This window comes from Marivita sp. (genome assembly GCF_965656765.1).
In the GTDB taxonomy this organism is placed as follows: Bacteria; Pseudomonadota; Alphaproteobacteria; order Rhodobacterales; family Rhodobacteraceae; genus Marivita.
This window is the reverse complement of sequence record NZ_CBFHLV010000015.1, coordinates 12,064-31,316: the sequence shown is the minus strand read 5'-3', so window position 1 is coordinate 31,316 and position 19,253 is coordinate 12,064. Positions and strand designations below refer to the sequence as shown.

General features: G+C 57.4%; 23 protein-coding genes. 10 read left to right on the top strand and 13 right to left on the bottom strand.

Annotation, left to right across the window (positions count from 1 at the left end; all coding sequences use genetic code 11):
* Positions 1–62: 62 nt before the first annotated feature.
* Together ACTG4M_RS06545 and ACTG4M_RS06540 are read left to right on the top strand one after the other, a co-directional pair.
* The gene (locus ACTG4M_RS06545) at positions 63–770 is read left to right on the top strand and encodes an AzlC family ABC transporter permease (RefSeq protein WP_439122843.1); all 708 of its coding nucleotides are present in this window, start codon (positions 63–65) and stop codon (positions 768–770) included.
* On the top strand, positions 767–1,090 hold the full coding sequence (locus ACTG4M_RS06540) for an AzlD domain-containing protein (RefSeq protein ID WP_439122842.1): 324 nt from the start codon (positions 767–769) through the stop codon (positions 1,088–1,090). The genes ACTG4M_RS06545 and ACTG4M_RS06540 overlap by 4 nt, the downstream gene beginning before the upstream one ends.
* 3 nt (positions 1,091–1,093) lie before the next feature.
* On the opposite strand, the gene ACTG4M_RS06535 is transcribed toward ACTG4M_RS06540, so the two are convergent.
* From ACTG4M_RS06535 to ACTG4M_RS06520, 4 genes are all read right to left on the bottom strand, one after another.
* Positions 1,094–1,723: a hypothetical protein gene (locus ACTG4M_RS06535; protein WP_439122841.1), complete on the bottom strand. Its 630-nt coding sequence runs from the start codon at positions 1,721–1,723 to the stop codon at positions 1,094–1,096.
* Positions 1,724–1,742: 19 nt separating this feature from the next.
* A complete protein-coding gene (locus tag ACTG4M_RS06530; protein ID WP_439122840.1) occupies positions 1,743–1,877 on the bottom strand; it encodes an aa3-type cytochrome c oxidase subunit IV in 135 nt (44 codons plus the stop codon).
* An 86-nt stretch (positions 1,878–1,963) separates the two neighbouring features.
* Positions 1,964–2,422: a DUF6173 family protein gene (locus ACTG4M_RS06525; RefSeq protein ID WP_439122839.1), complete on the bottom strand. Its 459-nt coding sequence runs from the start codon at positions 2,420–2,422 to the stop codon at positions 1,964–1,966.
* Between the two features lie 13 nt (positions 2,423–2,435).
* On the bottom strand, positions 2,436–2,894 hold the full coding sequence (locus tag ACTG4M_RS06520) for an Lrp/AsnC family transcriptional regulator (RefSeq protein ID WP_439122838.1): 459 nt from the start codon (positions 2,892–2,894) through the stop codon (positions 2,436–2,438).
* A 118-nt stretch (positions 2,895–3,012) separates the two neighbouring features.
* On the opposite strand from ACTG4M_RS06520, the gene ACTG4M_RS06515 reads away from it, so the two are divergent.
* The gene (locus tag ACTG4M_RS06515; protein ID WP_439122837.1) at positions 3,013–3,234 is read left to right on the top strand and encodes a DUF6356 family protein; all 222 of its coding nucleotides are present in this window, start codon (positions 3,013–3,015) and stop codon (positions 3,232–3,234) included.
* The gene (locus ACTG4M_RS06510; RefSeq protein WP_439122836.1) at positions 3,234–4,022 is read left to right on the top strand and encodes a class II glutamine amidotransferase; all 789 of its coding nucleotides are present in this window, start codon (positions 3,234–3,236) and stop codon (positions 4,020–4,022) included. Before ACTG4M_RS06515 ends, ACTG4M_RS06510 begins: the two co-directional genes overlap by 1 nt.
* A gap of 82 nt (positions 4,023–4,104) precedes the next feature.
* On the opposite strand, the gene ACTG4M_RS06505 is transcribed toward ACTG4M_RS06510, so the two are convergent.
* Both ACTG4M_RS06505 and mutL read right to left on the bottom strand, forming a co-directional pair.
* Entirely contained in the window at positions 4,105–5,271 is a 1,167-nt protein-coding gene (locus ACTG4M_RS06505) for a DNA recombination protein RmuC (RefSeq protein ID WP_439122835.1), read from the bottom strand.
* Positions 5,268–7,112, bottom strand: a complete 1,845-nt coding sequence (mutL, locus tag ACTG4M_RS06500) for a DNA mismatch repair endonuclease MutL (protein ID WP_439122834.1) — start codon at positions 7,110–7,112, stop codon at positions 5,268–5,270. Before mutL ends, ACTG4M_RS06505 begins: the two co-directional genes overlap by 4 nt.
* A gap of 323 nt (positions 7,113–7,435) precedes the next feature.
* Here mutL and ACTG4M_RS06495 point away from each other — a divergent pair, with 323 nt between their 5' ends.
* The 4 genes from ACTG4M_RS06495 to ACTG4M_RS06480 are packed head-to-tail and all read left to right on the top strand — an operon-like array spanning position 7,436 to position 10,603.
* Complete coding sequence (locus tag ACTG4M_RS06495; protein WP_439122833.1) at positions 7,436–8,362, top strand: AEC family transporter; 927 nt, start codon at positions 7,436–7,438, stop codon at positions 8,360–8,362.
* A 13-nt stretch (positions 8,363–8,375) separates the two neighbouring features.
* Positions 8,376–9,206, top strand: a complete 831-nt coding sequence (fghA, locus tag ACTG4M_RS06490) for an S-formylglutathione hydrolase (protein WP_439122832.1) — start codon at positions 8,376–8,378, stop codon at positions 9,204–9,206.
* On the top strand, positions 9,203–9,664 hold the full coding sequence (locus ACTG4M_RS06485) for a YaiI/YqxD family protein (RefSeq protein WP_439122831.1): 462 nt from the start codon (positions 9,203–9,205) through the stop codon (positions 9,662–9,664). Before fghA ends, ACTG4M_RS06485 begins: the two co-directional genes overlap by 4 nt.
* A 21-nt stretch (positions 9,665–9,685) precedes the next feature.
* On the top strand, positions 9,686–10,603 hold the full coding sequence (locus tag ACTG4M_RS06480; protein WP_439122830.1) for an ornithine cyclodeaminase family protein: 918 nt from the start codon (positions 9,686–9,688) through the stop codon (positions 10,601–10,603).
* A 23-nt stretch (positions 10,604–10,626) separates the two neighbouring features.
* On the opposite strand, the gene ACTG4M_RS06475 is transcribed toward ACTG4M_RS06480, so the two are convergent.
* The 4 genes from ACTG4M_RS06475 to ACTG4M_RS06460 all read right to left on the bottom strand — a co-directional run bounded on the left by ACTG4M_RS06475 (position 10,627) and on the right by ACTG4M_RS06460 (position 14,593).
* Entirely contained in the window at positions 10,627–11,871 is a 1,245-nt protein-coding gene (locus ACTG4M_RS06475; RefSeq protein ID WP_439122829.1) for an MFS transporter, read from the bottom strand.
* 42 nt (positions 11,872–11,913) lie between these two features.
* Positions 11,914–12,765 carry a C40 family peptidase gene (locus ACTG4M_RS06470; protein ID WP_439122828.1) on the bottom strand — a complete coding sequence of 284 codons (852 nt, stop codon included), beginning with the start codon at positions 12,763–12,765 and terminating at the stop codon, positions 11,914–11,916.
* The gene (locus ACTG4M_RS06465) at positions 12,765–14,150 is read right to left on the bottom strand and encodes a leucyl aminopeptidase family protein (RefSeq protein WP_439122827.1); all 1,386 of its coding nucleotides are present in this window, start codon (positions 14,148–14,150) and stop codon (positions 12,765–12,767) included. Before ACTG4M_RS06465 ends, ACTG4M_RS06470 begins: the two co-directional genes overlap by 1 nt.
* Before the next feature lie 62 nt (positions 14,151–14,212).
* The gene (locus tag ACTG4M_RS06460) at positions 14,213–14,593 is read right to left on the bottom strand and encodes a hypothetical protein (protein WP_439122826.1); all 381 of its coding nucleotides are present in this window, start codon (positions 14,591–14,593) and stop codon (positions 14,213–14,215) included.
* A gap of 148 nt (positions 14,594–14,741) precedes the next feature.
* On the opposite strand from ACTG4M_RS06460, the gene ACTG4M_RS06455 reads away from it, so the two are divergent.
* Positions 14,742–15,392: a carbonic anhydrase gene (locus tag ACTG4M_RS06455; RefSeq protein ID WP_439122825.1), complete on the top strand. Its 651-nt coding sequence runs from the start codon at positions 14,742–14,744 to the stop codon at positions 15,390–15,392.
* Here the strand turns inward: ACTG4M_RS06455 and ACTG4M_RS06450 are convergent, their stop codons facing one another.
* Positions 15,393–15,719 carry a hypothetical protein gene (locus ACTG4M_RS06450; RefSeq protein ID WP_439122824.1) on the bottom strand — a complete coding sequence of 109 codons (327 nt, stop codon included), beginning with the start codon at positions 15,717–15,719 and terminating at the stop codon, positions 15,393–15,395.
* A 239-nt stretch (positions 15,720–15,958) separates the two neighbouring features.
* Between ACTG4M_RS06450 and arsB the strand changes: the two genes are divergently transcribed.
* Positions 15,959–16,966 carry an ACR3 family arsenite efflux transporter gene (gene arsB, locus ACTG4M_RS06445; RefSeq protein WP_439122823.1) on the top strand — a complete coding sequence of 336 codons (1,008 nt, stop codon included), beginning with the start codon at positions 15,959–15,961 and terminating at the stop codon, positions 16,964–16,966.
* A 91-nt stretch (positions 16,967–17,057) separates the two neighbouring features.
* Here the strand turns inward: arsB and ACTG4M_RS06440 are convergent, their stop codons facing one another.
* Both ACTG4M_RS06440 and ACTG4M_RS06435 read right to left on the bottom strand, forming a co-directional pair.
* The gene (locus ACTG4M_RS06440) at positions 17,058–18,080 is read right to left on the bottom strand and encodes an aspartate-semialdehyde dehydrogenase (RefSeq protein WP_439122822.1); all 1,023 of its coding nucleotides are present in this window, start codon (positions 18,078–18,080) and stop codon (positions 17,058–17,060) included.
* 135 nt (positions 18,081–18,215) lie between these two features.
* Entirely contained in the window at positions 18,216–19,202 is a 987-nt protein-coding gene (locus tag ACTG4M_RS06435; protein WP_439122821.1) for a Hint domain-containing protein, read from the bottom strand.
* Positions 19,203–19,253: the final 51 nt, after the last annotated feature.

The window sequence follows — 19,253 nt, the reverse complement described above, 5'->3', positions numbered from 1 at the left end:
AGATTGCATCTCCCCTCGTCCACGGCTACGTCCGGTCCGAACACAGCAGACGAGGCACAGTGATGGCGGCAGGGACCGCAATGTCAAGCTACTGGCGAGGCGTCCGTGACGGGTTGCCGTTTCTGGCCGTGGTCGGGCCATTTGCCATGCTCTTTGGTGTGCTGGCAACCGAGGCCGGGCTGGCCGTGCACGAAACCATGGGCTTTTCCATTGTGGTGATCGCAGGCGCAGCACAATTCACCGCGCTGCAATTGCTGAACGAAAACGCACCGACCTTGGTGGTCATCGCGTCGGCCTTAGCCGTGAACCTGCGAATGGCGATGTATTCCGCGTCGATTACCCCGCATCTGGGACCACTGCCGCTTTGGAAACGCGGGATCGCAGCATATTTTTTGGTCGATCAAACCTATGCGCAGTCGATCCTCGAATATGAAAAAGCGCCAGATCAGACCAACTCTCAGAAATTCGCTTATTTCATGGGGGTCACGACCCCGATCTGCCCACCTTGGTACGCCTTTACGTTGCTCGGCGCGCTGCTGGGCGAAAGCATCCCGACCAACCTTGGCCTCGACTTTGCGCTGCCCATCGCCTTTCTCGCGATGATCGGACCAATGCTGCGCACCCCGGCGCACCGGATCGCGGCACTGACGTCAGTCGTTTTGGCGCTGGCCTTTGCATGGCTGCCGTTCAACGCAGGGCTGTTGGTGGCGGGCCTTGGCGGCATGATCGCGGGTGCACAGGCCGAGGTGCGGTTGGGGATAAAGATATGACCGAAACAACCGAGCTTTGGACAATCATCATTGCGGTTGGACTGGGAAGCTTTGGCCTGCGCTTTGCGTTTCTGGGGCTGGTCGGGGACCGTGCAATGCCGGAATGGCTGCTCCGGCATCTGCGCTACACAGCTGTTGCCGTGATTCCCGCATTGGTCGCGCCACTCGTACTTTGGCCGACCGCCACAGGCGGCGAACCTGACGTCACGCGACTCACTGCGGCAGCGGCGACCTTTGCGGTGGGGTATCTGACCAAGAACGTCTTCGCTGCAATGGGCGTTGGCGCCGCCGTTCTGGTAACGCTCAGCACAGTGCTTTAGCGGTCACTGACCAACGACCGCCTGTTCAAACTGCGCGATGGCAACCGCCTTGTCGTCATCGTCATTCTCGAAAATTCTAGTGGTCTGCACACCGGGCAATGTCGCGAAACTGTCCATCAGCTTTTTCGGGAACCAGGTCGATCCAACCGTCTCGAACCCAAGAAGCTGTCGCAAAATCGCAGCGGTGCTCAGCGCGCATTGCGCCGAAGCGACTGGACCATTTGAAATCGCGAGACGCATCGCGCGTTCTGCCACCTCGGGTGACACTTCGATCCGCTGGATTACAACATGATATGTTTCACGCGCATGTGCACGCGCATAGAAATCTGCCACGCCGGGTGTGATACCATAAAGAACATCACCCCGCTCAGGCACCGCGCTTAGGCGCACAGTACCAGCCGGATCAAAGATCACACGCTGCGAACCATTGATCATCAGGCTGGTATGCGCGCCTGCACCCGACCGGTTGTTGATCATTGTGTAAAGCGTGAGCGCCGGTGGCCCCGGATGCCGATAAGACGCGCTGCTGATCACCTCGGCTGACGCATCGGGCCGCATGTCAGCCGGCCCACCGCCACAACCAGCAAGGACCAATACAAAAACCCCGGCGAGGGCACGCAACATCAGGGTCATATCGGCCTCGTGTCGTCGATCAGGAGTTAAAGATCGCGAGGAAGATCAGAATCCCGATCGAAAAGACCGCAACCCGAACCGACCAGCGGATAAATCCGTCAAATGTCTTTTCCTGCGTGGTCGTGTCCATTGTACCGTGCTTGTGTTCAGCCATTTGAGACATCCCTTACAAATGTTTTCTCGTCGCTACCCGATTTGCCCGACCCTGTCACCCATGCCAAGCGCGCAGTGTGTCGCGGTTCACTCAGATTGTTCCAGTTCTGCTGCAAGCTGAAATCCGATGCGGCGCGGCTCAATGTCTTCGCGCGGAATTGGCAAAGCGCGCAGCGCCACGTTCAGCTGCGATACATGCTGTATCAGTTGCATTCGACCACCCGATGCATCTGTGCCGTAAAACGTGACGATGTCGGGATCAAAATACCCCAGCCCTTCGATTCGCAGAACACCGGTTTCATTCCCGGCAAAGCCCATCGCAACCTCGTGTTCGTTGTCGAGCTGTTCTTCGAAATTCTGGATATACAGGATCAGCCGTTCATAAGCCCATTCAGCCGCGCTTTTCTGCTTCATCGCCTTACGGGTCACCGCGTCGGGCAGAGGCTTTACACCATTTTCTCCGCACCCTTTGGCATGCGTGTCGACCTGACGGGGCAGCGCCTCGGCTTCGACAGCTTCGGCTGTGGTCTGGATATCCTGACTCATCGGGCAGCCCCTTTCAGATCGGCAAGGCAGTGGTTTCCTTGATCTCTTCCATAACGAAACTGGCCGACATATCCGAGAGCGGAATCCGCGCGATCACGCGCTTGTAAAATGCATCATAGGCGGGAACATCGGCCACCCGGACTCGCAGCAGGTAATCCAGATCGCCGCTCATTCGGTAGGCACCAACAACTTCGGGCATGGCCCGCACCGTCTTGTGAAACGCTTCAAGCCATTTCGCATCATGCTGTCCGGCACGGATCATCACCATCACTTCAAGCGGGCAGCCCAACTTGGCCGGATCGGCAAGCGCCACACGCCCGGTGATGATTCCAGCCTCTTCCATCATCTTGATCCGTCGCCAGCAGGCATTGCGCGACAGCGCGACCTGATCGGCGATGGCCTCAACGCTCAGGCTGGCATCCCGTTGCAAGATTCGGAGGATAGACTTGTCAAAGTTATCTATACTTTGCATTTCTACAAGAATTTTTCCCAATATCCTGCAAGTTTACTAAGAAATTTGGGAAGAATACTCCAGCGATATTTGACATTCTTTCCCTACTCACGGAACGCACCAACAGAGGGCAAGATCAATGGCAGACACCAGCTCCTTCCTAGACAAGGTTTTCATCAAACACCCGGAAACTGTGGACGAAACTTATTTCGAGCATATGCGCTTTGCCGCTGGTTTTGCATTCTGGCTTGCCGTAGCGGCCGGTGCCGCCCTTATCCATGCCGTCATCCCGGCGATGTGTGAAACCTCCGCCAGCCGCATTATTCGCAGGATGCACGCCAAAATGGAATCGCGCCACTAATGTGTCGCCTCGCCGCATATATAGGACCGCCAGTTGCGCTGTCGCAGGTCATTGTAGACCCATCTCATTCTCTGCTTGAACAAAGCATCCACGCGACCGAGGCGAAACTGACTGTGCAGGGCGATGGGTTCGGCTTTGCATGGTACGACGACAGCCGGGACATGGGCCTGTATCCCGACGTGCTTCCGGCATGGTCGGATGGCAATCTGCTCAGCCTGTGCAGAATGATCCGATCACCCCTGTTTTTGGCTCATGTGCGTGCGTCGACTTCGGGCGAAACATCTCGGGTGAACTGCCATCCTTTTGCGGTTGGAAACTGGTCCTTCATGCACAATGGACAGGTTCCCCAGATCGAAACGATCCGCCGCCCGTTGGAAGCGACGTTGCCTGATAATCTCTATGCAGCGCGTCGAGGAACAACGGATTCAGAGCTGATATTTCTGCTCTTGCTGGCGAATGGACTTCAGGACGACCCATACGGAGCGGTGCGTCGTGTGCTAGACCTGCTGCACACACATGGCCGGGGCAGCGGTGCGCCCACAGCCTTACGCACAACCTGCGTACTCAGTGATGGCCAAACGCTATATGCGTTTCGGCATGCCACCGACAACCGCGCGCCAACTCTTTATGTGAAACAGAACGAAGACGGCAGCCATATCCTTGCATCAGAGCCGCTGGAACCGACGCGTGACGGTTGGAATGCCATAGGGTCAGACCAGTTTGTGACGATCACCAAGGACGAAACCAGGGTCGTAGATCTTTGGAGATCTTGCGCCAAAATCGCGTGAAACCCCAACCTTAACAAAACCTTAAAAGGTCCGAAGCGGACCCAATGTTTCGCGTGCGAAACAATTGGGTACGATTACTGACCTATCCGCCCGGCGGCTTAGCCAGTTGCACAACTGGCGTTGGATCGTCTTTCGACAACTCTTCAAAGTCGAAATTGTCCAACCGTCGCGCCCGACGCCCGGCCTTATCAGCGCTGATCTTGATATCTGCGATGTCCTTGGCCGCTTGTCCAAAATGCCGATCCAGGTTTTCCACCCGATTGCCCAGCCGGTCCACATCTGCATAAAGCAGCCCAAGTTCCTTGCGTATCGCACCCGCCTGTTCCTGCATACGCGCATCTTTCAAAATGGCGCGCATCGTGTCCAGCGTGGCCATGCAGGTCGTCGGTGACACGATCCACACCCGCGCCGCGAACCCATCACGCACCACTTCGGGAAAATTGGCATGCAGTTCAGCATAGACCCCCTCTGACGGTAGGAACATGAGCGCCCCATCGGCGGTCTCACCTTCAATAATGTATTTCTCGGAAATGTCCTTGATGTGCTTTCGCAGCGAAAGCCGAAGCTGCTGCGCCGCGCGGTTCAACTGATCCTGCGTCTCGGCACGGCGAAGCTGCTCGTAGGCTTCCAACGGAAACTTGCTGTCGATCGCAATCGGACCGGGCGGGTTCGGCAGATGGATCAGACAATCCGCACGCTTGCCGTTCGACAAGGTCGCTTGCAAATCATAGCTGTCCTTGGGCAAAGCCTTGCTGACGATATCGGTCAACTGGATTTCACCAAACGCCCCACGGGTCTGTTTGTTGGACAGGATGTCCTGCAACGAAAGCACATCGCCTGACAGCTTGGTGATGTTCTCCTGCGCCTTGTCGATGCTCTGCAACCGTTGTTGCAAGTCACCTAGGCTTTGCGCCGTGCGCCTTGATGACCCGTGCAAGTTTTCGTTCATCTGCTCTTGCACTTGTGCCAAACGGCGCTCCATCAGTTGCAGCATCGCAGTCTGGCTTTGCGCCTGCGCTTCGCTGACATGTGTCAGCCCCCCGGACAGCCGCTCCTGTCCATCGCTCAGGCTTTGAACGCGTTGGCCCACCTGCGCGAGTTGGTAAACAAGCGGCTCGCTCAGTTTCGCAGCGCGACGGGCCGACATGAGGGACATGATGAGCAACACAAAAACCAACCCGCCCAGCGCCAAGGCCAGCAGGATGACCGGATCGCTCAAGTCGAGGGTAAGATCGCCAATCTGGATCATGTGCGGCCAAACAGTCTTTCGATATCGCTGAGTTTTAGTTCGACATAGGTGGGGCGGCCGTGGTTGCACTGGCCGGAATAAGGCGTCGCTTCCATTTCTCTTAACAAAGCGTTCATCTCTTCCGCCCTCATCTGCCGACCCGATCTGATGGAGCCGTGGCAAGCAACACGGGACAGGATCGCTTCGATCCGGTCCTGAACGGCGCGCGCTTCGCCCTGATCGTCAAGTTCGTCGAGGATATCGCGCAGCAAGGCGTCGGAATTGACCTCGCCCAGTATGGCAGGTGTTTCGCGCACGACGACCGCGCCATTGCCAAAGGGTTCGACAGTCAGGCCCATTTTCGCGAGATCGTCTGCAATGTCGAGTAAGCGGGCGCTATCGCCCTCGCTCATCTCGACCACGTCAGGGATTAAAAGAGCCTGTGCAGGCACGCCGTTGGCGGCCATTTGGGTTTTGAGTTTCTCATAGACCAGACGTTCATGCGCGGCGTGTTGATCGACGATGACGATGCCGTTCTCAGTCTGTGCGATGATATAATTCTCGTGCACATGCCCGCGTGCAGCGCCCAATGGCTGGTGTTCACGGGGGGGCTCTTCGGACTGTGCCGGGCTTTCTTCAACTTCGACCACACGCCCGGAATAGCTGTGCTGCATTTCTGCAAAACCGGGCGATTGTGCTTGGTACGCGATTTGTTTCGCAGCGAAACTGGGGCGGTCCATTTGATATACGCGTGGTTGGCCATGAGGCTCTTCAGGACGCATCGCACCAAGCGTTGCCCCTGCCACTGTGGTCGACGCGCGATGCCCCGCTTCGGCCAACGCATGACGCAGAGCCGAGACGATGAGGCCACGGACCAAGCCGGGTTCGCGGAAGCGGACTTCTGATTTCGCAGGGTGCACGTTCACGTCCACCTTATGTGGATCGCAGTCTATGAACAGCGCGACCGCAGGATGCCGGTCGCGGCTTAGGAAATCAGCGTAAGCCCCACGCAACGCACCGATCAGAAGCTTGTCGCGAACGGGCCGACCGTTGACGAACAAAAACTGCGCTACGGCCGCACCGCGTGAATAGGTCGGCAGACCGGCGAGGCCAGTGAGGTGAATACCCTCGCGGTCGGCGTCGATAGGCACCGCATTTTCGATGAACTCGCGGCCCATAACCTGACCCAAACGACCGCGCAATGCATCGAACAGATCGCCGCTCACTGCGTCGGCGCGGAAGGTGACACGGCCCTCGCCCCCGCCCGACACATCGCGCAGGGTAAAGCTAACCGACGGTTCAGCCATCGCCAGACGTTTCAACACATCCGAGATCGCTTGCATTTCGGCCCGGTCCGAGCGGAGGAATTTCAGACGCGCAGGGGTCGCGAAAAACAGGTTGCGTAGGGTGACAACGGTTCCTTTAGACAGAGCCGCTGGTTTGACCGGATCAACCTTGCCCCCGGTAACCGACAGCTCTGCTGCGTCGTGCCCTTCGGCGCGGCTGGTCAGGGTCAGGCGGCCGACCACACCGAGCGACGCCAGTGCTTCGCCGCGAAACCCAAAACTGTGGATGTTAAGCAAATCTGATCCGTCGATCTTGGACGTCGCGTGGCGGGCCAAAGCAAGCGGAAGTTCGTCAGGTGGGATGCCACAGCCGTCATCGGTCACACGGATCAGAGTTTTCCCGCCATCGGCAATCGCCACATCAATACGGGTCGCACCTGCGTCGATTGCGTTTTCGACCAATTCCTTGACGGCAGATGAGGGGCGTTCAACCACCTCTCCTGCAGCAATGCGATTGATCGCGCTTTCCTCAAGCTGTTGAATTGAGGCGCGTATATTGGGGGCGTGGGAATTCATCCCACGAGATATAGCATGCCAGTTGCGATTCTTCTACGGGGTTTTCGGCCTCGAAACGGTCAGAAAAACTCAAAGAGAATGCCCATCGCGCTGATTTACGCCACCATCAGAACCCAGATGCGATACTTCATATTCTGGTTGATCTCAGACATTTCTGCGCAGAGCTTCTCGATTGCCGCGGGCAGCGTGTCGTCGGCAATGCAGGGTTCCTTTCATGTCAGCGAAGCGTCCTGAACAGAATTCCCTAGCCACGCCAAAATATAGGTGGGTAACAGAACCCTGTCGAGATTGACCCCACCCGTCTGCATGATAACACATCACATATGCTGGCTATCTTCCTTCAGACCTTGCCGTTTTTTGCCCTGATCGCCGTAGGTTACGGCGCAGGCAAGATCGGGTTTTTCACTGAGGAAGCGACTGCCTATCTGACCAAGTTCGTATTCTACTTTGCGTTGTCGGCCATGCTGTTCCGGTTTTCCGCAAATCTGTCGATTGCTGAGATTTTCGATTGGCGCCTTGCAGCTGGCTATTTATGGGGCACAGCCTTTGTTTATGGCATTGGCATGGCCGTCGGATTCTTGCGCGGGATGAATACCGAAACCGCAGCGTTTGAGGGTCAAGTTGCTGCTATTGGCAACACCGGATTTCTGGGTGTGCCAATGCTGGCGCTGCTGATGGGACAAGAGGCTGTTGGCCCGATCATTCTTGCCCTGACCATTGACCTGGTGGTGTTTTCGTCGTTGATCGTCATCCTTGTCGTTGGGTCGCGCGAAGGCCGGATGTCGATGCGCATCTTCAAGACAGTCGGTGTCGGACTGCTGAAAAACCCGATGATCGTGTCGATTGTGGCGGGCTTTATGGTGTCCGCGACGGGTGCACCAATCCCGGAACCGGTTAATCAATTCCTGTCCATTCTCGGTGCCGCCGCAACGCCGGGGGCGCTGTTTGCCATCGGGGCTTCGTTGGCCAGCAAATCGGCAGAGCGTTTGAACATCGCGGGCTGGTTGAGCTTTTGTAAACTGATAATCCATCCCGCGGCGGTGGCGCTTGGGGTTTATTTCCTTTTTCCAGCAGACCCTTACAAGGCGGGCGTCGTCGTGGCGGCGGCATCCTTGCCTGTTGCGGGTAACGTCTTCATCCTTGCGCAGCATTACAACGTGGCCCCGCAACGCGTGTCGGCCGCAATCTTGATCTCGACTGCACTTAGCATTGTGACAGTGTCGTTCGTGATCTCAAAAGTTCTGATTTAGGAAAGGGAGCGCCATGGAAACGGTATCGGAGAACAGGTGTTTCGGGGGTGTGCAGGGCGTGTATTCCCATGCGTCTGACGCCTGCGGATGCGACATGACATTCGGACTCTATATGCCTCCGCAAGCCAAGGACGGGCCTGTCCCAGTCTTGTGGTACCTTTCGGGGCTGACCTGCACACATGAAAACGCAATGACCAAAGCTGCGGCCCAGGGGTTTGCCGCTGACGCAGGGATGGCAGTGGTGTTCCCCGATACGTCCCCACGTGGCGACACGGTGGCCGATGACGACGCCTATGATCTGGGCAAGGGCGCGGGTTTCTATGTAAACGCGACGCAAGACCCCTGGGCACCGAATTTCAAGATGTGGGATTATGTGTCTTCAGAATTGCCTGCACTTTTGGGTGCAGAGTTTGCCATTGATCTGGACCGTCAGGCGATCACCGGACATTCAATGGGCGGGCATGGTGCGTTGACGCTGGCCATGGCCCATCCGGGGCGGTTCGCGTCGGTGTCGGCCTTTGCGCCGATCGCAAACCCAAGCCAAAGCGATTGGGGCCGCAAACAATTGTCTGCCTATCTGGGTGATGATCAGGCAGCTTGGGCGCGGCATGATGCGACGGTTCAGATGCTGGAGGTTGGGTTTGACGGCCCTGTGTTGGTGGATCAAGGGGGATCGGACCAGTTTCTTGATCTTCTCAAGCCCGAAGCGCTGAGTCACGCAATGGCGGCGCGGCGGCAGGATGGGGTTTTCCGGATACAAAAGGGATACGATCATTCATATTTCTTTGTTGCGACCTTTATCCCAGATCACATCGCGTTTCACGCGGACGCGCTAGGTCTGTGACCCGGCTTTTCGTCGATGCGGACGCCTGCCCGGTAAAGGGCGAGGCCGAACGCGTGGCAACGCGGCACAAGGCGCAAATGTACCTTGTATCGAATGGTGGGTTGCGGCTTTCGGATAATCCGTTTGTCGAGGTGGTTGTCGTTCCCGACGGGCCAGACGTGGCCGATATGTGGATCGCGGATCGTGCCGGACATGGTGACGTGGTGATCACCGGGGATATTCCGCTGGCGGCGCGCTGTGTCGAGAACGGGGCCCGGGTGCTCAAGCACAATGGCGAGGCGCTTGATGCGCGCAATATTGGACAGGTCTTGGCGACGCGTGACCTGATGACAGACTTAAGGGCGGCTGATCCATTCCGGCAAGGCGGCGGCAAGGCCTTTTCGAAAGCAGATCGGTCACGGTTTCTGGATGCGCTTGAACGCGAGATGCGGGCGGCGTCAAAAGAAACGCTGCGCTGAAAAACAAAAAAGGGGACAGCCATGACAACACCCGAATTTATCCCTTTTGCCGAAGGCGAAGCGCAACTTGATTGGCTGGGGCTGACGGATGCGATTGCGGCGGGGCACGACCTGCCGAAGGCCGAAATCGCCGATAGTTTTCTTTATCGCGGGAACGACACGCTTCTCAACCGGGCGGCCTGGATCGACGGGCTTGGCCTTGCGGTGAAATCAGCAACGATCTTTCCGGGTAACGCGGCTCAGGGCCTGCCGTCGGTCAATGGCGGTGTGTCGCTTTATTCAGACGACGCGGGTGTGTTGCAGGCGGTGGTAGATTTCCACCTTGTGACCAAGTGGAAGACCGCCGGGGACAGTCTTTTGGCCGCGCGGCGGTTGGCACGGGCGGACAGCGAGGTGATCCTGATCGTAGGAGCCGGCACCGTAGCCCAGTCTTTGATCGGGGCGTATTCAGCGGCGTTTCCGGGTGCTCGGTTTGAGGTCTGGAACCGAACCTTGCGTAAGGCAGAAGGGCTGGCTGAGGAGTATAATCATGTTGCTGCGGTGAGCGATCTGGCCGGCGCAGTGGGCAGAGCCGACATTGTCAGTTGCGCGACCATGTCTACCAAACCAGTGCTACAGGGAGAATGGCTGCGGCCGGGCACGCATGTGGATCTCATCGGGGCGTACCGGCCTGACATGCGCGAGGCGGATGATGCTGCGCTGACGCGGGCGCGGGTGTTTGTCGATTCACTGGACACCACGGTTGGGCATATCGGCGAGATTAAAGACCCAATTGCGCGGGGTGTGATCACACAGGCGGATATCGTCGCGGACTACTATGATCTTGCTGCGTTTGATCGGCAGTCCGACGATGAAATCACGCTATTCAAGAATGGCGGCGGGGCACATCTGGACCTGATGGTAAGCCGCTACATTCTGGATCGCTGGCACACCCGGTAGCGAAGACGCAAACTGGGCTGAGTTCAGGTGGCGAGTGGAGCTGGTTGGCGTTTTTCGCGGATTGGCAGATGGACGACTGCGCTGAACGCGCCGACGCCAACACCAATCCACCAGACCAACGTGTAGTCGCCATAGATGTCGTACATCCGTCCCCCCAACCACACGCCCATGAAACTGCCCAATTGGTGGCTAAAGAAAACGATGCCGTAGAGCGTGCCCATGTAGCGCAGCCCGTAGATATGGGCGATCAGGCCCGATGTGAGCGGTACAGTCGCAAGCCAGAGCGAGCCCATCGCGGCAGAGAACAGGATCACCGATATCGGGGTGATCGGGAACATGATGAACAGCGCCGCGACGACAGTGCGGCCTGTGTAAATTCCCGCCAGCAGGTATTTCTTGGACCAACGGTTTCCAGCCCAGCCTGCTGTGAGCGTCCCGACGATGTTCATTAGCCCGATGAGCGAGATCGACACGGCGCCCAGCGCAGAGGTTGTTGTGATGCCGATGGAGTGTAGCATCCCACCCGGCTGGATTGGACCGCACAGTTCAGTCACGAAAGCCGGAAAATGCGCGGTGATAAAGGCCAATTGATATCCACAGCTGAAGAAGCCAAGGAAAATCAGTGTGTAGGATGGATCGCGAAAGGCGCGGACCAGGATTGTGCCCATGCTTTCCTCAAGCTCCGCCCGGCTGGCTGGTGGCACGGGCGAGCGCATGAAAGGCAGCACCAGTGTGACAGACAAGATGACCACGGCGAACCAAAGGAACACCATTTGCCAACTCATCAGCGTCAGCATCCATTCCGCAAGCGGGGCACCAAAGACCTGCCCCCCGCTGCCCGCAGCGGTCACAATGGCAAGGCTCATGGAGCGGTTGGCATCCGAACTTGCGCGTCCGACAACGGCAAGGATGACGCCAAAGCCGGTGCCCGCCACACCGAACCCGACGAGGATTTCGTAGAATTGGTGCGCGGTGGGCGTTACCGCGAACGACGACAGCACCAAACCGGCAGCATAAATAAGTGCGCCAAGGATGATCGCTTTGCGGTCGCCAATCTTTTCTGCCAACGCGCCAAAGAGCGGCTGACCAATACCCCACGCAAGGTTCTGGATCGCAATCGCCAAAGAAAATTCGGCGCGCAGCCAGCCGAATTCCTCGGCAATCGGGATTTGGAACACGCCAAAGCTGGCTCGGATCGCGAACGACACAAGGATAATGATGCAGCCGCCGATAAGGACCGGCGTAAAGATGGACGCGCGCGCTTGCATTGGCCTGCTCCGGAACCAAGAGAGCGACGATTTGCGGTGTTTTCAGATCGGCGTCAAGCGCGCGTGGCGTAGGATTGGATCACCTTGGTCCGCGATACGTTTGATCGCCGCTTGAAGCGGCTCATAGATCACCGACATAGAATACGCATTCGCATGTAACAGCGTGTCTGGGCCGGACACCCAGCCCACGTGCCCTTTCCAGAACAGCAGGTCACCACGCTTTGGTGGCGTGCCGGGATCAAGGGTGTGTCCCAGGCCGTGACGCTGTTGATCACTGTCGCCGGGACACCGGATGCCGCAGGCGCGACAGGCGATCTGTACCAACCCGGAACAGTCGATACCGAAAGAGGAATTGCCGCCCCAGACGTAAGGTGCGCCCATCAGGCGTTCCGCCACAGCCACGGGATCAAGATCTTTATTGTCCAGCGGGGTCAGATGTTTGAAAGGGATATAGAGGTCATTTGGCGCGCTGTTGATCGTGGCCCATTTATCATTGGTCGTGGTAACGCAGACCTCGGACCCCAACGACAGTGGCACATGTTCGGCTTTCGTCGCTTTGAAGTCAGGAGCGGCGAGCGCCATCGTCTGGCGGACGGACACCCGGTGCGTTGCTGGGGCGATGAATGGTGACAGCGCCGAGACATTGACATAACCGGCATATCCGTCGTGCAGCGCGTATCCAAAGGCCCAGTCCTTGTCGGTGCCGAGCACGTTAAACGCTTGACCCCAAAGGAGCTCACGATCGCGGTCCCCGCTTGGCGACTTGCAGATCGCGGCGGCTGGGGGCGCTGTTACGCGGTGCATTTGACCGTCGGAAAAGCGTTCTGCCGTAACCTTTCCTTGGAGCGAGCTGTGTGCCACCACGCCGTTCGACCAGAGAGACCGCCTGTCCATCACAGGTCCATCATATCCGGCAGCGCTGCGAACAGTGCCCGCGCGCCTTGCAATGCGCCACCTTTGGGGCGACCGGGGGCGGCAGATGGTTGCCAGCCGTAGATGTCAAAATGGATGTAGCGGTCGTGTTCGCTTACAAAGCGACGCAGGAACAGGGCGGCGGTGATTGACCCGGCAAAACCGCCTTTTGGTGCGTTGTCGAGGTCTGCGATACCTGGTTCGATCATAGACTCGTAGGGGTCGTGGAAGGGTAAACGCCAGACCGGATCACCCATCCGACGCGATGACAGGTCAAGCGAGGTAGCCGCGACATCGTCATCTGTGAAATAGGGTGCAAGGTCTGGGCCGACAGCCACACGGGCGGCCCCGGTCAGGGTCGCCATCGACACGATCAGGTTCGGTTCATCTTCGGACGCGAGGGTCAGGGCATCGGCCAGCACCAGGCGGCCTTCGGCATCGGTATTGTTGATCTCGACCGTGAGACCCTTGCGCGAGCTGAGAATGTCTTGTGGGCGAAAACTATTGCCGCTGACCGAGTTTTCGACTGCCGGGATCAGTACCCGCAGACGAACCTGAAGTTCGGACGCCATGATCATATGCGCCAGACCCAGCACATTGGCGGCACCGCCCATGTCCTTTTTCATCAGCCCCATCGAACTGCCGGGTTTGAGATTGAGCCCCCCTGTGTCGAAACACACACCTTTGCCAACCAGCGTGATCTTCGGCCCGCGTGTTCCCCAGGACATGTCAATTAGTCTGGGCGCACGGTCAGAGGCACGACCCACTGTGTGGATCATCGGGAAATCACTCTCGAGCAGAGCGTTGCCCGTTATGACCGAGATGTCGGCCTTGTGTTCTTCGGCCAAACCGCGTGCCGCAGATTCAAGCTCGGCCGGGCCCATATCAGAGGCGGGTGTGTTGATCAGATCGCGAGTGAGAAATTCAGCCTCGGCCATAATCGAGACACGGTCAGCATCAACACCTTGAGGTGTGACCAGCGTTGCGCGTTCGACGGCGTTGTCGCGGTAGCGGTCAAAACTGTAGCTGGCGAGAAGCCAGCCTAGTGCCTCTTGTTCAAGGTGATCCTCTTCGATCCCGCTGTCGATCCGGTATGTGCCGGGTGCAAGTTTGGGCATCGCGGCTGCCAGTGCGAAACGGTCACGTTTGCGGCTGGCAGGGGTGCCATAGCCGATCAAAGCCGCCTCGGGATGGCCCTCTTTGTCGGGAATGACCAAGGCCGCACCCAGACCGCCCTTAAAGCCGCTTGCTTCGACCCAAGTGCGGACACGGTCATTTTGCTGGCCCGCCCACAGTGCCACGTCCTCGGTTCCCAGAACGTATATTGGCAACGCATCAGTGCCCGCAGGCGCGAGTGCAACGGTCATGGACTTTCCCTTCTTCGACATTGCGGCGAAGGTACGCCGTTAACCACGCGCTGCAAGCGGAATCAGAGCGAGAGATCCAGCCCCATCTCAGCACAAGAGATTGCCATTTCGCCACATCGCAGGAACCGACACAATGTTGAGGCCAGCGCGACTGGGTCCGCCTGATCAATGCAACGCAGCACATCATGGCCGATGGACGTTAGACCCGGGAGCCCGATCTGATCGGCGATTGGCATCACTGCGTGCACCGATTTTCTTAGCCCGGGATAGTTGCCCGTGCCGTATTCATCGCGAATTTGAATGAACCGGGCAGCGATATCTTCGCGCGCGCGGCACAGAATGTTCTCGGCCACGGCCGGCCCAAGATCGCGGCTGAGCGCATTTAGTGTATCTTCGTCAAAAAAAGCCGCATCTCGCGGATGCAAAACCGAAATTTTCTGCATCGTTATAAATCCTTTCTCACCCCGACCCGGCGCCCTCTATCTCAGGTGAGCCTTTCCAATTGGTAAGTTCACGCGTGTTTTTCTCTCGAATTCCGATTAATTTCGACGTATCCCGCATGGAACGACGAACACAGAGGCGGAGGAATTCATGAACGCCGCGAAGCCGCTGCCTGCATATCTCATTCAACGGTATCAGGGCTGGAAGGCCACCACCTATTCGGACAACCGAGCGTGGTACAAACGCCTTGCAACAGAAGGTCAGCGCCCGCGTGCGATGGTGATTTCCTGTTGCGACAGCCGAGTGCATGTCACGTCAATCTTTGGTGCGGATCAGGGCGAGTTCTTTATCCACCGCAATATCGCAAACCTCGTGCCGCCGTATGAACCGGACGGCGATCACCACGGCACATCAGCCGCTGTGGAATATGCGGTGACAGCGCTGAACGTGGCGCATTTGATTGTGCTGGGCCATTCAAATTGCGGCGGTGTTCAGGGATGTCTGGATATGTGTTCAGGAAATGCGCCGCACCTTGAGGAACAATCCAGCTTTGTGGGGCGCTGGATGGATATCTTGCGTCCGGGATATGAACGCATCAAGGCAGTGAACACACCCGAAGGTCAGGTGCGCGCGCTTGAGAAGGAATCGGTGATTGTGTCGCTGGAGAATCTGATGACGTTTCCGTTCATCAGCGATGCCGTAGAGCAGGATCTGCTCACGTTGCATGGGCTTTGGACCGATATCGGTGAAGGCGGGCTTGAGTATTTCGACCCCAAAACCCGGTCATTTCAACCGGTCTGATCAGTTCTGCAATGTCGCGTTGACGCCTGTGCAATCGGTGCGCAACTTTGGGCGACCCAACCGTTCAGCCAGACGCGACAGCGGTGATCCGATCATCGCCCCGGTGCAGACGGGCTTGCCGCTTTCATCAGCCAGGACAAGGTGACCGCCGCGAAAGGTGATCTCGTAACCCTTTGAGGCGAGACGATCACACAGATCACCCCAACTTGTCGCGCGTTCGAAATGAGGAAGTAGAACGGTGCGCAGCAGCATCGCTGTTTCGCTGTCCAACGGCATCGGCATACCAGCGGATGTGTCGGCGGTGAGGGGGACAGATTGTACTGCCATTTGAGGGCACCTTTACTGATTTGTTTACCACATCCTAAAAGGGTGCGAGCCAAATGCGGCAAGAATGGGGCAGTCAAAAGATGGACCCGCTGGTGTGAAGAACACGCAACAGAGCGAAGGGTTCCGTGAATTCTTTGAGCGCAATCGAGACAATCCTAGAATGATCAGAAGGTTGCGTTTTTCCTTTGAAGCCGTCACTTCGCGGAACGAGATTGTCACAGTCGGCAAGGAGTCATCGCATGAGTGTCTTTGAGCGTTACCTGTCCCTTTGGATCGCGCTTGCCATGATCGGCGGAGTTATCATCGGGAGTGCGGTTCCCGCTCTTGTCGATGCGATTGCGACAGCAGAAGTGGCAAGCGTCAATCTTGTGGTCGCCGTACTGATCTGGGCGATGGTTTATCCCATGATGGTTGGGGTCGATCCCAGCAGCCTTAAAGATGTCGTCAAGCAACCTAAAGGTCTGGCCATTACGCTGATCGTCAACTGGTTGATTAAGCCGTTTTCAATGGCCGCGCTTGGTGTGCTGTTCTTCGAGGTCGCATTTGCCGATCTGATCGCCCCCGAAGATGCACAGCAGTATATCGCCGGGCTTATCCTATTGGGCGCAGCACCGTGCACCGCGATGGTGTTCGTATGGTCACAGCTTACCCGGGGCGACGAGAGCTATACGCTTTTGCAGGTGTCGGTGAACGACGTGGTGATGGTGTTTGCCTTTGCGCCCATCGTGGCGTTTCTACTTGGCGTAACGGATATCGTTGTGCCTTGGGAAACGCTTGTTCTGTCTGTGGTCTTGTTTGTTGCGCTGCCGCTAGCCGCAGGCATTTGGACACGCGTCCGCCTTGGCAGCGATGCCCGTATCCATGCGTTCCAGACCCGGATAAAACCGTGGTCCATCGTTGGGCTGATCGCGACGGTGGTGATTCTGTTTGGGCTTCAGGGGCAGGTCATTCTTGACCGCCCTCAGGTGATCGCACTGATTGCCGTTCCCATCCTGATCCAATCCTACGGGATCTTTGCGCTGGCTTATGCCGCTGCGTTCGCCTTGCGCGTGCCACACCGCATCGCGGCCCCTTGCGCGTTAATCGGTACTTCGAATTTCTTTGAACTCGCAGTTGCTGTTGCCATCAGCCTATTTGGCCTGAATTCAGGGGCCGCGTTGGCAACTGTGGTCGGCGTGTTGGTCGAGGTGCCCGTTATGCTGTCGCTCGTAGCGTTTGCGAACCGGACGCGGGCCCGGTTCGCCTGATGCCGCTGCCGCGGTAAGGCATCGGGCAGATGAGGACGCAAAAAAGGCGCCGCAACTGTGCGACGCCTTTCGCTTTCACAACCCGTTCGGATCAGCCCTTTTTCAGAACTTCCCGGCCCAGGACCTCGGCAATTTGCACGGCGTTCAACGCGGCGCCCTTGCGCAAATTGTCGGACACGCACCAAAGGTTGATGCCGTTATCGATCGTGGAATCCTGACGGATGCGGCTGATGAACGTGGCAAAATCGCCAACGCACTCCTTGGGCGTGACGTAGCCACCATCTTCGCGCTTGTCGATCACCATGATGCCTGGAGATTCACGGAGGATATCACGAGCCTCGTCTTCATCGAGGTGGTCTTCGAATTCGATGTTGATTGCCTCGGAATGGCCGACAAAGACCGGAACACGCACGCAAGTCGCCGTGACCTTGATCGATGGATCAATGATCTTTTTCGTTTCAGCGACCATCTTCCATTCTTCTTTTGTCGATCCGTCTTCAAGGAACACGTCGATATGCGGGATCACGTTGAAGGCAATATCCTTGGGATAAACCTTGCGCTGGTAATCTGCTGTCGGGTTGTAGACCGCCTTGGTCTGATCCCATAGTTCATCAATCGCGTCTTTGCCCGAGCCGGAGACAGACTGATACGTGCTTACCACAACGCGTTTGATGCGGGCACGGTCGTGCAACGGCTTGAGCGCGACAACCATCTGCGCGGTCGAGCAGTTGGGATTGGCGATGATGTTCTTCTTTGAATAGCCGTGAATCGCGTCTGCGTTGCACTCTGGCACGATGAGTGGCACGTCCGGGTCGTAGCGATAGAGCGACGAGTTATCGATCACAACGCAGCCCGCCTTGGCGGAAATGGGCGCGTATTTCTTTGTCGCGTCCGAGCCGATGGCGAACAGCGCAAAATCCCAGCCGGTGAAATCGAACGTATCGAGATCCTGCGTCTTCAGCGTCTTGTCGCCAAAGCTGACCTCCGTACCCAGTGACCGGCGCGACGCAAGCACGGCGATCTCATCAACGGGGAACTGGCGCTCGGCCAGGATGTTCAGCATTTCGCGCCCCACATTACCGGTGGCGCCTGCAACGACGACTCTGTAGCCCATTTGGCTCTCCTTTCGCTTGCCAGCAGCCCCGGTGTCGTGTCGGGGGCTGGACTGAGCGTGGCTCATACAGGACGTGCTGCGTCTGCGAAAGGGGCTTGGAAGGTCTAAGTGGGTCAGAGTGCCCACACTGCGCGATCAGCGTGTTCGAAATTCGCTAGTCAGCAGGGGTTTTCCGTTCTTGAGGTGCCGGAGCAACAACTGCTTTTGCTGTTTTATTGACGGGATGCATTGAGATGCTTTTCCCAGATCAACACCTTGTGCAGCATCGGGGAAGAGTGCGGTGAATTCTCGATGAGCACTTTGAGTCAACGACCGAACGGCCTGTGGACCCGGGAAAAAGCTCTCCGATGGCGCACCGTTGGCAAAGACGATGGCGTGTTCATCAAAAACCAGGTGGTGGTAGGTTAGATGACGCGGGCGGCTGTCAATATAGCATCCGGGCAAAATCGTTAGGCGGATCGCGGCAATTAACACCTTGGCTTTGCCGAACATGCGCTTTCCGATGGCTGATGCGACCAGCATACGGTGCTGGCGAGACACATAGAGTTTGCTTGCCGGCAGCCCAACGCCCAACGCCCCCGCCTCAATGCAAACGGGACGCAGGGTCGGGTTGGCCATGAGTTCAAACGGCGACAAACTGCGTTTCAGGTTCAGCCTAAGCGGCAAGGCGGGTCCACCAAGGGTCTGGACATAATCCCCCGGTTCAAGCTGCTCAACAGGTTTTGCCCCAGACGTGACCCCAATCAGGGTGCCTTTCGCAAAGCACACCACATCCGAATAGTTCCAACCATCCGTGTGGCTTTGATAAGTGCCCAGCGTGGCACCGACGGTGAAGTCGGAATCCTCGGCCGGAACGAAATACCATTCTGCACTCGTATTGAAGAAATAGAAGGTTTCGACATGTGCCTGACCGTTCACATCCGTGAAATTTACATCGATGCTATGGGGCTGACCCCAAGATGATGATGGGGGGCCATTGTTAATCGACACAGTTTCGGTGGTATCGCCGCTGCCTTGGTATGCGCCATCATCGTCATCAAACGTTGCAGTATAGGATGTGTTGTACTGCGCGTTGTAAAACGTGCCCGTCCATTTGAACGCTGTCACCGTAAAGAGCGCCACTGCACCACATCCCCTTACCGGGGACGGAACAGCAGCGTCCCAATCCCCGAG